Source organism: Streptomyces sp. NPDC058008 (genome assembly GCF_042886395.1).
In the GTDB taxonomy this organism is placed as follows: domain Bacteria; phylum Actinomycetota; class Actinomycetes; order Streptomycetales; family Streptomycetaceae; genus Streptomyces.
The window spans coordinates 110,876-123,386 of the sequence record NZ_JBHVQX010000010.1; the positions used below are offsets into that span (position 1 = coordinate 110,876).

At 73.0% G+C, this 12,511-nt stretch carries 11 protein-coding genes; 2 read left to right on the forward strand and 9 right to left on the reverse strand.

Annotated features, from left to right (window positions below; genetic code table 11):
- Positions 1-137 precede the first annotated feature (137 nt).
- The 6 genes from cobT to ACFVS9_RS12720 all read right to left on the reverse strand — a co-directional run bounded on the left by cobT (position 138) and on the right by ACFVS9_RS12720 (position 8,592).
- Positions 138-3,476, reverse strand: coding sequence for a nicotinate-nucleotide--dimethylbenzimidazole phosphoribosyltransferase (cobT, locus tag ACFVS9_RS12695; protein WP_389931741.1), 3,339 nt, complete (start codon positions 3,474-3,476; stop codon positions 138-140).
- Between the two features lie 332 nt (positions 3,477-3,808).
- Complete coding sequence (gene cbiE, locus ACFVS9_RS12700) at positions 3,809-5,032, reverse strand: precorrin-6y C5,15-methyltransferase (decarboxylating) subunit CbiE (protein ID WP_389931743.1); 1,224 nt, start codon at positions 5,030-5,032, stop codon at positions 3,809-3,811.
- A gap of 123 nt (positions 5,033-5,155) precedes the next feature.
- Positions 5,156-5,794: a GNAT family N-acetyltransferase gene (locus ACFVS9_RS12705; RefSeq protein WP_383114592.1), complete on the reverse strand. Its 639-nt coding sequence runs from the start codon at positions 5,792-5,794 to the stop codon at positions 5,156-5,158.
- Positions 5,795-5,936: 142 nt separating this feature from the next.
- A complete protein-coding gene (locus ACFVS9_RS12710) occupies positions 5,937-6,797 on the reverse strand; it encodes a MetQ/NlpA family ABC transporter substrate-binding protein (RefSeq protein WP_383114591.1) in 861 nt (286 codons plus the stop codon).
- Positions 6,798-6,868: 71 nt separating this feature from the next.
- Positions 6,869-7,540, reverse strand: a complete 672-nt coding sequence (locus tag ACFVS9_RS12715) for a methionine ABC transporter permease (RefSeq protein WP_383114590.1) — start codon at positions 7,538-7,540, stop codon at positions 6,869-6,871.
- Complete coding sequence (locus ACFVS9_RS12720) at positions 7,537-8,592, reverse strand: methionine ABC transporter ATP-binding protein (protein WP_389931745.1); 1,056 nt, start codon at positions 8,590-8,592, stop codon at positions 7,537-7,539. The genes ACFVS9_RS12715 and ACFVS9_RS12720 overlap by 4 nt, the downstream gene beginning before the upstream one ends.
- Positions 8,593-9,166: 574 nt before the next feature.
- On the opposite strand from ACFVS9_RS12720, the gene ACFVS9_RS12725 reads away from it, so the two are divergent.
- Complete coding sequence (locus ACFVS9_RS12725; protein WP_383114588.1) at positions 9,167-9,526, forward strand: hypothetical protein; 360 nt, start codon at positions 9,167-9,169, stop codon at positions 9,524-9,526.
- A 2-nt stretch (positions 9,527-9,528) separates the two neighbouring features.
- Entirely contained in the window at positions 9,529-9,987 is a 459-nt protein-coding gene (locus ACFVS9_RS12730) for a hypothetical protein (protein WP_389931746.1), read from the forward strand.
- 74 nt (positions 9,988-10,061) lie between these two features.
- On the opposite strand, the gene ACFVS9_RS12735 is transcribed toward ACFVS9_RS12730, so the two are convergent.
- The 3 genes from ACFVS9_RS12735 to ACFVS9_RS12745 all read right to left on the reverse strand — a co-directional run bounded on the left by ACFVS9_RS12735 (position 10,062) and on the right by ACFVS9_RS12745 (position 12,505).
- Positions 10,062-10,565: a GNAT family N-acetyltransferase gene (locus ACFVS9_RS12735; RefSeq protein WP_383114586.1), complete on the reverse strand. Its 504-nt coding sequence runs from the start codon at positions 10,563-10,565 to the stop codon at positions 10,062-10,064.
- 38 nt (positions 10,566-10,603) lie between these two features.
- Complete coding sequence (locus ACFVS9_RS12740) at positions 10,604-11,176, reverse strand: sigma-70 family RNA polymerase sigma factor (protein WP_389931748.1); 573 nt, start codon at positions 11,174-11,176, stop codon at positions 10,604-10,606.
- 165 nt (positions 11,177-11,341) lie between these two features.
- Complete coding sequence (locus tag ACFVS9_RS12745; RefSeq protein WP_389931750.1) at positions 11,342-12,505, reverse strand: glycerophosphodiester phosphodiesterase; 1,164 nt, start codon at positions 12,503-12,505, stop codon at positions 11,342-11,344.
- Positions 12,506-12,511: the final 6 nt, after the last annotated feature.

Below are 12,511 nucleotides of genomic sequence, written 5' to 3' on the forward strand. Positions count from 1 at the left end.
GCCTCGCCGAGGCACCCGCGCGCCCCGCGAGGCGGGGTGGTGGCCGGGCGGGCCCGCATGCCCCACGGGAACGGACCGGCGGGACGCCGGACGGCTGCCCGGAACGGCCGGTCGGGCACGTCCGGGCAGGGCGTCGGCTACTTCTCCGTGACGCCCGCGGAGTCGAACGTCGCCACCTCGTGCATCGCGCGGGCCGCGCTCTGCACGATGGGGAGCGCGAGCAGCGCGCCCGTGCCCTCACCGAGACGGAGGTCCAGGTCGACCAGCGGGCGCAGCCCCAGCTTGTTGAGGGCGGCGACATGACCGGGCTCCGCGCTGCGGTGGCCCGCGATGCACGCGGCGAGCGCCTCGGGTGCGATGGCCCGGGCGACCAGGGCGGCCGCACCGGCGCTCACGCCGTCCAGGATCACCGGCGTACGCAGGGAGGCGCCGCCCAGCAGGAAGCCCGCCATGGCGGCGTGCTCCAGGCCGCCGACCGCGGCCAGCACCCCGATCGGGTCGGTCGGGTCGGGCTGGTGGAGGTCCAGGGCACGGCGGACGACATCGACCTTGCGGGCGTGCATCTCGTCGTTGATCCCGGTGCCGCGACCGGTCACCTCGGCCGGGTCCATGCCGGTGTAGACGCAGATCAGTGCGGCCGACGCGGTGGTGTTGGCGATGCCCATCTCACCGGTGAGCAGGCCCTTGTTGCCCGCCGCCACCAGATCGCGGGCGGTCTCGATGCCCACCTCGATCGCCGCGAGCACCTCCTCGCGGGTGAGCGCGGGGCCGGTGGTGAAGTCGGCCGTTCCGGGCCGGACCTTCCTGGGCAGCAGGCCGGGCGTGGCGGGGAGTTCGGTCGCCACACCCACGTCGACGACACAGACCTCGGCGCCGACCTGGGCGGCGAAGGCGTTGCACACGGCGCCGCCACCGAGGAAGTTGGCGACCATCTGGCCGGTGACCTCCTGCGGCCACGCCGTCACGCCCTGGGCGTGAACGCCGTGGTCGCCCGCGAAGATCGCCACGGCGGCGGGTTCCGGAACGGGCGGCGGGCACAGCCGGGACAGCCCGGACAACTGGGCGGAGATGATCTCCAGCATGCCGAGCGCGCCGGCGGGCTTGGTCATCCGCTTCTGGCGTTCCCACGCCTCGCCCAGTGCCTTGGCGTCCAGGGGGCGGATGCTGGAGATGGTCTCCTGGAGGAGGTTGTGCGGCTCCTCACCGGGCAGGGCACGCCGGCCGTACGTCTCCTCGTGGACGACCCAGGACAGCGGGCGGCGCTTGGACCAGCCCGCCTGCATCAGCTCGGGTTCCTCGGGGAACTCGTCGACGTATCCGACGCACAGGTAGGCGACGACCTCGAGGTGCTCGGGCAGGCCGAGCGCGCGGACCATCTCCCGCTCGTCGAAGAAGCTGACCCAGCCGACGCCGAGGCCTTCGGCACGGGCGGCGAGCCAGAGGTTCTCCACGGCGAGCGCCGAGGAGTACGGGGCCATCTGCGGCTGGGTGTGCCGGCCGAGGGTGTGCCGGCCGCCGCGGGTGGGGTCGGCGGTGACGACGATGTTCACCGGGGTGTCGAGGATGGCCTCGATCTTCAGTTCCTTGAACTGCTTGGCGCGGGCCTTGGGCAGCGACTTGGCGTACGCCTCGCGCTGGCGCTGGGCCAGTTCGTGCATGGAGCGGCGCGTCTCCGCGGAACGGATGACGACGAAGTCCCAGGGCTGGGAGTGGCCGACGCTCGGTGCGGTGTGCGCCGCCTCCAGGACCCGCAGCAGGACCTCGTGCGGGATGGGGTCGCCGCGGAAGCCGTTGCGGATGTCGCGGCGCTCCCGCATCACCCGCAGGACGGCCTCACGCTCGGCGTCGTCGTAGCCCGGGGCCGGAGGGGAGAAGGGGGGCTCCTCGGCTTCGGCGGGTGCCTCTTCGGGCCCGGCCTGGGCTCCGTCGGCGGGCGCCGCCCCTGCTTCGGCGGCCTCGGACCCGGCGGCCGCGGGCCGGTCCACGGCCTCGTCGGCCGGGGCTTCCTCGGCGGTGGCCCCGGCCGGGACCTCCGCGTCCGGGACCTCTGCCGGGGTCTCCGCCACCGGGGTCTCCGCCTCCTGGGGCAGGACCTCGGCCGTCCCGTCCTCCGGGACCTCGGCCTGCGGAATCCCGACGGCCTCGGGTGCGGTGCCGGGCTCCGCTTCGGCGGGGGCCCCCGGACCGGCCTGCGGTACGTCGACGGGCTCGGGAGCCGGCGCGGCCTCGGCCGCGGGCTGCTCGGCGGTGGCCGCTTCCGGCACCTCCGGCACCTCCGGCGCCGACGGTTCGGGGACGGCGACCGGCTCGGGCTCCGCCACGGCGACGGGGTCCGGTGCGGGCGCGGGGGCGGCCTGCTCGGCCACGGGTGCCGGGTCGGGCTCGGCGACGGTCGCTCCGGAAACCTCCGCGGGCGCGGCGGGAACCACCGGCTCGGCCGGGGCTGCGGCCTCGACGGGGACCTCGCCCGGCTGCTCGACGGCGGTCTCGACGGGAGCCTCGGCCGGTACGGCGGCGGGGGCCTCGGCGAGGGCCGCGGGGGGCTGTTCCTCGGCGAGGGCCACTATCGGGACCAGCGAAGGCTCGACCGGGGCCTGCGAAGGCTCGGCCGGTACCTCCGGCGCGGCAGCCGCCGGCTGCGGGGCGACCGTTTCTGCGGATGCGGCGGGCTCGGCGGGTACGGCCGCCTCGGGCTCGACCGGCGCGGCGGCCTCGGGCCCGACCGGGGCCACGACAGCGGGCGCCTCGGGCTCGACCGGGGCGACAGCGGCGGGCGCCTCGGGGGCGACAGCGGCGGGCACTTCGGGCTCGACGGGGGCGGCGGGCGCTTCCGGCTCCGCCGCCTGCTCGGGAACGACGGCCGGCGCGGGCGCCGCGACCGGCTCCGGTGCCACGGCCGGCTCGGGCGAGTCCCAGGCGGGAGCGCCCTGGGGCGGGATCTCCCCCAGCTGGGGACCCGGCAGCGCGGACGCGTCGGCCACCGGGACGTCGAGGTACTCGGGGCCCGCCGTCGGCGGTCCGGCGTGCCGCACGGGCGCGGGGTGCTGCGGGCCGGCCGGTCCCCGGTCCGCGAGCGAGCGGACCACACCGCCGGTCGGCGGCCCCCCGTAGGTGGGCGCCTCGGTGGACGAGGGGCCACGGTGCAGCGGGCGCCGGGCCGGCGCGGCCGCCACGGGGACCTGGACGGGCGTGTGCGCGGGGATCCGTACGCCGTTGACGTCCGTGACACCGGACCCGTGCGTGCCGTGCGCGGCGTGGCCCTGCGCGGGGATCTGCTCGTGCGCACCCACCGGTGCGGCGGGCGCGTCGCTCCAGGCGCCCTGGGCCGCGGGCATCAGGAGGAGGTCGTCGTCCTCGGCTGCGTGCTCGGAGGGTTCGAGGTAGGTGTACGCGCCCGGGGCGGGGATGCCCGGCTGCTCCACCATGCCTGCGTTCTCCGGCAGTCCCTCGCCCGGGATCTGGCCGGTGTCAGTCATGCGTACCCCTCGCCCATCGTCAGTGCTCCTTCGCCCTTAGCCCGGGATGCCCGAACCACGGGACGCCGGTGCTCGTCAACAAGAACGAGCGGGCTCCCCGCGCGGCACGAAACGCGCGCGGAGGTATACATTCTCGCGGTCGTTCGCCGCCGCGGCAGACAGTTCTGCCCCGGCTCGCTGTGGACTGCGCCACGTTGCGCGTCCCCCGGCTGCGCCGTACCACATCGCGGACCAAAACGGTCCACTTTTCCGGACATTGACGAACGAACCGTCGAACAGCCGGGCGCGGTACAACAATCGGTCAGCCTACCTCGCGCTCCCCCGCGAACGGTTCAGGGGGCGAGGTCGGAACGCACCGCGGAGAGCAGGAACACGACGGAGCGCTCGCGTTCCGCCCAGGCGGAGGTGTCCAGTTCGACGGACTGGAGCAGCGCGCACTCGACCGTGTATCCGTTCTCGGTGAGGGCGGCGCCCAGCACCTCGGCCTCGTCACGGTGGGAGGCGTGGGTGACGATGCGTTCCGGCCGCCGCTCGGCGACCGCCGTGACCACACGGGCCCCGCCGCCGCCGATCCGTACGACATCGGGTTCGGGGAGGCTCTCCAGGACGTGCGGGGCCGTGCCCCTGACGATCTGGAGGCCCACCTGGAAGGTGCGGGCGGCCTCCGCGGTGCGCGCGCAGGCCTCGGGGTCGCTGTCCACGGCCAGGACCGCGGCGCCGAAGCGGGCCGCCTCCACGGCGAGGGCGCCGCCGCCGCAGCCGATGTCCCAGACCAGGTCACCGGTACGGGGACCGAGTCGGGCCAGCTGGGCGGCGCGCAGACCGGGCGACTCCCCCTCGCCCCGCTCCCCCGCCGAGCCGTACGCCGTGGCGGGCAGGGCCCAGCCGCGGACGCCTTCGGGCCCGGCGGGCCGGCGGCCCGCGATCCAGGCTCCGGCGGCGGCGGTCTCGGGGCCGCCGCCGATCGCGATGACCACGTTGGGGTCGCGCCAGGTGTGGTCCGCCGTCTTGTCGGAGGTCAGGACGGTGACCCGCTCGCGTGCGGTGCCCAGCTCCTCGCAGATGACGAAGGTGCGGTGGACGTGGTCGAGCAGCAGGGCGAGCTCGGCGGGGCCCGCCCCGGGGGACGTGAGGACGGCGACCTTGTGGTGGGCGCGGATGACGTTGACCGCGCGGCGCAGGGTGCGCGGGTGGGCGACGACGATCTGGGCGTCGTCCCAGGGCATTCCGGCGCGGGCGAAGGCGGTGGCCACGGACGACACGGCGGGGACGACCTCGACCTCGAGGCCGTGTTCGGGCTTGCGCAGGGTGCGTACGACGCCGAAGAAGCCGGGGTCGCCGTCGGCGAGGACCACCGCGCTCCCCCGGTGGCCGGCGATCCTGCGGGCGGCCAGGTCGACGCTGCCGAGGCGGATGCGTTCCGCGCGCTCGGGGACTTCGGGGAGCGCGAGGTGGTGGCCGGCACCGGCGACGAGCGTGGCGGCCGAGAGCGCGGCGGTGGCCGCCCTGGTCAGTGGCGAGCCGTCCCAGCCGATCACCGTGACCCGGTCGGCCATCGTCGTCAGTCTCCTGGGGTGTGAGCAGGCGGGATCTCCGCGCGGGACGGGCGGAGCAAGGGTGAGCGTATCCGGTCCGTACGAACAGCCCGCCGGGGGCTCCCGGGGCCCGGGAGAGTGGGGTCAGTTCCAGTCGTCGTACGTGCCGTAGCCGCCCGCGTCGGCCAGTTGCTCCGCCACGCCCTCCAGGTCCTCGGGCAGGAGTCCCCAGACGATGAGGTCGGTCCTGATGTCGGTCCATCCCCCGTCCTCGGTGGCGGTCCTCGCTATGCGGGCGTTGCGCAGGACGCCTTCGCTGATGCAGCCCAGCTTCTGGGCGACCTGCTGGGAGGCGGTGTTCCCGGCGGGGGTGCGCAGCTCGATGCGCTCGAAGCCCTGGTCGCGGAAGAGCCACTCGGCGACGGCCAGCACGGCCTCGGTGGCGTACCCCTCGCCCCGGGCCCAGGGGGCGGTGATGTAGCGGACCTCGGCGGCCAGCGTGCGCCGGTCGGTGTTGAGGAGCCGCACGGAACCGACCAGGCGCTGGGTGAGGAACTCGGTGACGGCGAAGACGATGCCGTTGCCCTGGGAGCGTTCGGCGGGCGCGATCCTGCGGACCCACCGTTCGGCGTCGACCTGGGTGTAGGGGTGCGGTGCGTCGGTCCAGGCGGTGACCAGCTCGTCGTTCATCATCTCGATGTACGCGGGGACGTCGGCCATGTCGAAGGGGCGCAGCACCAACCTGTCCGTGCTGATGGAGATGGACGGGAAGGTGGTATTCATGCGCAGCTCCATGCCGAAGACCGTGTAAAGCCACCAGCATGCAGCATCGGACCGCGGGCGCGCATGGCCGGGTCGGCACGGCGGAGCCCCGCACACCCGGATGCGGGCGTGCGGGGCTCGTGGGGCAAGTGGCGCCGGTGTGTCAGGACTTGGCGGGCTCGCCGAAGGCGGGGATGATCGAGCCCTTGTAGGTGTCCTCGATGTACTTCTTGACCTCGTCGGAGTTCAGGAGCTTCGCGAGCTTCTGGACGCGCGGGTCGTCCTCGTTGCCCTCCTTGACGGCGAGGAAGTTGGCGTACGGGTTGCCGTCCGCCTTCTCCAGCACCAGGGAGTCCTGGCCGGGCTTGAGGTCGGCCTCGATCGCGTAGTTGCCGTTGATGACGGCGGCGTCGACGTCGTCCAGGGCGCGCGGCACGGTCGCGGCCTCGATCTCCTTGAACTCCAGGCCCTTCTTGTCCGTGATGTCGCTGAGCTTGGCGTTGGTGCCGACGCCGTCCTTGACGGTGATCAGCCCGTTCTCGGCGAGCAGCTGGAGCGCGCGGCCCTCGTTGGTGGTGTCGTTCGGGACGGCGATGGTCTGCCCGGGCTTGATGTCCTTGACGTCCTTGACCTTCCTGGAGTAGAGGCCGAGGGGTTCGAGGTGGACGTCGACCACCGGGACGATGTGGGTCTTGTTCTTCTTGTTGAAGTCGTCCAGGTAGGGCTTGTGCTGGAAGAAGTTGGCGTCGACCTGGCCGTTCTCGGTGGCGGTGTTCGGCAGGACGTAGTCCGTGAACTCCTTCACCTCCAGCTTGAGGCCGGCCTTGTCCGCCAGGTTCTTCTTGACGTAGTTGAGGATGTCGGCGTGCGGCGTCGGGGACGCGGCCACGACGAGGGCCTTGGAGGTGTCGGCGCCGGCGCCGCCCTTGGCGGCCGGGTCGGAGTCGGTGCCGCAGGCGCTGAGCCCGAAGGCGAGGGCGGCGGTGGCTGCGGCGGCAGCGGTGATCTTGATGTTCCTACGCACGAAGAGTGCCTCTTTCCGGTGGTGACGGTGGTGCGCCCGGACAAGGAGTTCGGGCTTCTGGGGGAGAGAAGTCAGGAGGTGGCGCGGCCCCGGCGGGCCAGCAGGCGCACGGCCACGTCGCCGATCAGCTGGACCACGGTCACGATGACGACGAGCAGCACGACGGTGATGAGCATGAACTGGTTGTCGAAGCGCTGGAATCCGTAGGTGACGGCCTTGGAGCCGAGCCCTTCGCCGCCGACCGCGCCGGCCATCGCGGAGTAGCCGATGAGGACGATGACCGTGGTGGTGACGCCGGAGACGAGGGAGGGCAGCGCCTGCGGCAGCAGGACCTTGCGGACGATCGTCGGGATGGATCCGCCCATCGACTGGACGGCCTCGACGAGTCCGTGGTCGACCTCGCGCACCGACGTCTCGACGAGCCGCGCGAAGAAGGGGATGGCGCCGACGGCGAGCGGGACGATCATCGCGGACGGGCCGATGAAGGTGCCGACGACCCAGGTGGTGAAGGGGATCAGGGCGATCAGCAGGATGATGAACGGCAGGGAGCGGCCGATGTTCACGATCACGCCGATGACCTTGTTCACCACGGTGTTCTGGAGCAGTCCGCCCTTGTCGGTGAGGACGAGCAGGATGCCGAGCGGCAGCCCGCCCACGACGGTGACGAGCGTGGACCAGAGCACCATGTAGAGGGTGTCGACGGTGCCCTGCGAGAGCAGCGGCTGCATTTCGGACCAGGTCACTTCGCGGCCTCCTCGGTGATCGCGGCGGGGGCGGGGACGGCGGCCGGGCCGCCGTCCACGATCTCGGCCTGGAGGCCCTGCTCGCGCAGGAAGCCGATCGGTACGACGTTCTCCTCGAAGCGGCCGGGCAGCTCGATGCGCATGCGGCCGATCTGCCTGCCGCCGACGGTGTCCATCGCGGCACCGAGGATCGAGATGTCGATGTTGTACGTCCGGGAGAGCTGCGAGATCACCGGCTGCGCGGCGGCCTCGCCGTGGAAGGTGACGTCGACGACGGTGGACCCGGGGCCGGAGGCGGTGCCGCCGACCGGGAACAGCTCGTGGGCGAGCTCGGAGCCGGGGGTGGCCAGCAGCGCGCCGACGGTTCCCGACTCGACGACGCGGCCCTTCCTCATCAGAGCGGCGGAGTCGCAGACGGTCTTGACGACGTCCATCTCGTGCGTGATGAGCAGGACGGTGAGGCCGAGCTCCTTGTTGAGGTCACGCAGCAGGTGGAGGATGGAGCGGGTGGTCTCGGGGTCCAGCGCGGAGGTCGCCTCGTCGGAGAGCAGCACCTTCGGGTCGCCGGCGAGGGCGCGGGCGATGCCGACGCGCTGCTTCTGGCCCCCGGACAGCTGACCCGGATAGGCCTTCGCCTTGTCGGAGAGTCCGACGAGGTCGAGGAGTTCGAGCGCCTTGCGGGTGCGGGCCTGTCCGGAGACCCCGAGGATCTCCAGGGGCAGTTCGACGTTGTCCCGGACGGTGCGCGAGTCCAGCAGGTTGAAGTGCTGGAAGACCATGCCGATGCGGCTGCGCGCCCGGCGGAGTTCCTTGCCCGCGCGGCGGCCCCGGCCGGCGAGGGCCGTGAGGTCCTGGCCGGCGACCGTCACCGTCCCCGAGGTGGGACGTTCGAGGAGGTTGACGCAGCGGATGAGGGAGGACTTTCCGGCGCCGCTCTGTCCGACGACGCCGTAGACCTCGCCCTCGCGGACGTGCAGGTCCACGCCGTCCAGGGCGGTGACCTCCCGGCCGCGCGACTGGTAGACCTTCGTGAGGCCCGAAGTGGTGATCACAGGGTTTCCGTCACTGTCGAGTGCGCGGCGCGGTGTCCGCCGGGCACGGGGCATTCGTCTGGTGGGACCGTTCTCGGTGGTCGACCGGTGGGAGTCGCGGCACGGTCCGGCTCAGGCGGATCCGCCGGGCACGGGGCGTGGCCGGGCGGACCGGGTCCACCGGTGCGGACGGCACGGACTCGGTCCCGCTTCGGGGCGCGGGTTTCGGTCGGGGGCCCTCAGAAGGCGCGCATTCGACACATACAACGAGCACCGGGCGTCAGGATCGCCTCGGTCGCAGGGCTGCGGTAGCTCGTCGTGGTCATGCCCCAAGTAAAACAGACGTAACGTTCGGCGAACCCGCCGTGTCCGTATAGCGGACGGCGTGCCCCGTGTGCCTCCCCGGGCCACGAGCACCTCGTGCACCGCCGTGACCTGCGTGAACGCCGCCCCGGTCCGGCCGTCGCAGCGGTGGCTCCGGGATCATGCGCGACGTGCCCTGTGGCAAAGGCCACGATTCCTGGACACCGTGCGCGTACGCCCGGGAGCCGGGCCCGCACGCGGCGGCCCCGGCGGTCCGTAATACCCTCACTCCATGCTTGACGTCCTGACGGTCGCGGTCGGCGTGACCGCGCTCGCCCTCGCCGCCTGGTGCGGATTCGCCGCCTACCGGGACCAGCCCACGAAGGACTGGCACTTCATCGGCATGGCGGTCGTCTCCGTGCTGGCGCTGGCACAGCTGGTCGTGGGGATCGTGCAGCTGGCGCGTGGCGAGCGGCCCGAACAGGGCATGACGATCTTCATCGCCTACCTGATCGGCGCCTTCGCGGCCGTGCCCGCGGCGGGTTTCCTGTCGCTGTCGGAACGGACCCGCTGGGGTTCGGCGACGGTGGCGGCCGGTGCGGTCGTCCTCGCCGTCCTCGAAGTGCGGCTCTACGACATCTGGGGAAACTGACCATGAGTGACACCGACCGCACGGGAGCGCCCGCCTCACCCGCCCCGCACGACACCCCTCCGCCGAAGCAGCAGTTCGAGCTCGGCACCGGGCCGGGGCGGGTACTGGTCTGGTTCTACGGGGTGTTCACCGTGGCCGCCGCGTCCCGCTCCGTCGTCGAGATGATCATGGACTTCGGCAAGGCGCCGCTGGCGTACGTCCTGTCGGCCGTGGCCGCCGTCGTATACGGCTTCATCACGTACTCACTCGTGCGGGGCGGGGAGAAGGCGCGCAGGGCGGCGCTGCTGTGCTGCGCCGCCGAGCTCGCGGGCGTACTGGTCGTCGGCACCTGGACGCGCCTGGAGCCGTCCGCCTTCCCCGACAGCACCGTGTGGTCGGAATTCGGCATGGGCTACCTGTTCATCCCGGTGATCCTTCCGGTCACCGGGATGATCTGGCTGCGCCGCTCCCGTACCGCCTGAGACCGCGGCGTCCGGTCCCGCGGTGACGGGAGCCGGTCGGGCACCCCGGGCCGGGCCGTGGTCGCGGGAGCCGGTCAGGCGCTCGCCGCGTACTCCGGCGCGGTGGCGTCCTTCTCCAGGAGGACCAGCCGGACGCCGTCGCCTCCGGTGGCGTTGCCCACCCGGGCGTAGCCCGCCTTGCGGTAGAGCCGCAGATTCCCTTCGCTGCGCTCCCCCGTGTGCAGCCGGAAGCGGGTGGCCGAACGCCCGTCCGCCAGACCGGATTCCGCGGCGCGCAGGAGGCGCCCGCCCAGGCCGTGGTTGCGGAGCCGGGGGTGGACGCAGAGCTTGCCGATCCGGCCGGTGCCGTCCGCGTCGGTGAAGCCCCGCACCGAACCGACGACTTCGTCGCCGAGCCGGGCCACGAACACCAGGTCCGTGCCCACTTCGTCCCGGACCGATTCGAGGGTCTGGACGAGTGGGTCGATCCGGTAGTTGCCGTAGAGCTCCGCCTCGCTCTGGAAACAGAGGTACTGGAGTCTGAAGATCTGCTCGACGTCCTGTGCCGTCGCCGCCGAGATGATCACGCTCATGCCCATGTGTGCATGCCTCCCGCTCACCTGGTCCGCCCGGTTGTCTACCGCTCCATTCCCCGCGGGTCAGGAGCTACAACCTCCGCCGCGAGCATTCTGCGCAGACATCCAAGGCATCGGGAACGCATAGGGCCCAAACTGCCCTGTGACATACCCAACTCCCCTGCGATTTCCCGGTACGTCGGGTCGTGGTCGGCCAGCAACGCCTGGAGTAAGCGAGGACATCTCCCGGGCAGCCGTCCCACCGCGGCGCGCAGCGCCCTGCGTTCGTCGGCTCCCACCGCGATCCGTTCGGGGCAGCCGGCCCGGTCATCCGGGGGTCCGCCCGCCGTGTAGGCGCGTTCGCGCCGGGCCTTGCGGCGGGCCGTACGCGCCTCGGCCCGGACGGCGGCGCGGACCCAGCGGGCGGGGTCGGCGGGCAACTGCGGACCGGGCCGCTCCAACAGCCGTACCCACACCGCCTGTTCCAGGTCCGCGGCCTCGACACCGGCGCCCTGGGCCTCGGCCCCCGCCTCGGCCCGCACCAGGGGGCGCAGGACGCGGACGGCCTCCCGTACCCGGTCGCCCGCCCTCCCGGCCGCGGCGGCGGGGGCGGGAGCATGATCAAGAAGAGTCATGCCCCCTCAACGCTCCCCGCGCGCGGCCGGTTGCCGCGCGCCGGGAGCTCCACCCGACCGGGGCACGCGGCCCGGACGGCTGACGCGTGCGGACCCGAGGGGCCCCGACCGCGGTGTCCGCCCCGGCCCGTTCCGCGAGGGGGGCGCGGGCGACGCGTCCCCGTCTCAGCTGCCGGCGAAGTCGGCGGCGGCGAGCAGGGCGGTGTCGGGGTTGTCGGAGAAGATGCCGTCGATCCCCGCCTCGAAGTACGCGCGCAGGGCGCCGAACGCGTCGCCGTAGGCGTTCGGGTCCGTGCCCCGCCGGAAGTCGGCGGGCAGGAAGGTGTTCTCGTTGCGCATCGTGTAGGGGTGCAGGACCAGCCCCCGGGCGTGCGCGTCCGCGACCAGGCTGGTGGGGGTGGTCAGCCGTCCCGCACCGTCCCTGGGGATGACCAGGTCCAGCGTGGGGCCGATGCCCTGGGCGAAGGACGCGATCCACTTCAGCCCCGCGGGCTTCACCAGATCGGCCACGGTGCGGGGGTCGCCTGCCTCCACGAAGTCCCAGGGGCGCTCGGCGGGTCCGGACAGCAGGACGACGCGCGGGGTGGCGACCAGGCGGGCCAGCCGCTGGATCGAGCCGGGTTCGAAGGACTGGAGGATCAGCGCGGAGTCCGCGCGGTGGCGGCCGTGGCGGCGCAGCAGCCGGGCGAGCGGCTCCTCCAGGCCGAGCCCGAGGCCCCTGAAGTAGGACGGGTGCTTGGTCTCGACGTAGAGCCAGACGGGCGTACCGCGCCTGCGGCCCTCCGTGTCCGCCCAGCGCAGGACCTCCTCGAACGTCGGGATCTCCCAGCGGCCGTCGTACAGGGTGTTCCTCTGGCGGTTGCCGGGGATCCGCTCCTCGGCGCGCAGCGTCTTCAGCTCGGCGAGGGTGAAGTCCTCGGTGAACCAGCCGGTGAGCTTCACCCCGTCGACCAGCTTCGTGGCCCTGCGGTTCGCGAACTCGGGGTGCTCGGCGACATCCGTGGTACCGGTGATGTCGTTCTCGTGCCGGCAGACCAGATGGCCGTCCTTGGTGGGCACGAGGTCCTGCTCGATGAGGTGCGCCCCCATGTCCAGGGCCAGCTGGTAGGAGCCGAGGGTGTGCTCGGGCCGGTAGCCGCTGGCGCCGCGGTGGCCGATGACGGTGGGCACGGGAAGGTCCCGGTACGAGCCGTGTCCGCCGCCGTGTCCCTTCGGCGCGCCACGCCCGGCGGCGTGCGCGGTGCCGGAGAGTCCGAGGGCCGTCGTGCCGAGGACGGCGGCCCCCAGGAGGGTCCGCCGACCGGGTGCGGTCTGCGCGCGCTCTGTCATGAATGC

Coding starts and splice junctions, on each gene's coding strand:
- ACFVS9_RS12735 (WP_383114586.1), bottom strand. CDS start 10,565: ATGGGCATGAGCGTGATCATCTCGGCGGCGACGGCACAGGACGTCGAG.
- ACFVS9_RS12730 (WP_389931746.1), top strand. CDS start 9,529: ATGAGTGACACCGACCGCACGGGAGCGCCCGCCTCACCCGCCCCGCAC.
- cobT (WP_389931741.1), bottom strand. CDS start 3,476: ATGACTGACACCGGCCAGATCCCGGGCGAGGGACTGCCGGAGAACGCA.
- ACFVS9_RS12725 (WP_383114588.1), top strand. CDS start 9,167: ATGCTTGACGTCCTGACGGTCGCGGTCGGCGTGACCGCGCTCGCCCTC.
- ACFVS9_RS12740 (WP_389931748.1), bottom strand. CDS start 11,176: ATGACTCTTCTTGATCATGCTCCCGCCCCCGCCGCCGCGGCCGGGAGG.
- cbiE (WP_389931743.1), bottom strand. CDS start 5,032: ATGGCCGACCGGGTCACGGTGATCGGCTGGGACGGCTCGCCACTGACC.
- ACFVS9_RS12745 (WP_389931750.1), bottom strand. CDS start 12,505: ATGACAGAGCGCGCGCAGACCGCACCCGGTCGGCGGACCCTCCTGGGG.
- ACFVS9_RS12705 (WP_383114592.1), bottom strand. CDS start 5,794: ATGAATACCACCTTCCCGTCCATCTCCATCAGCACGGACAGGTTGGTG.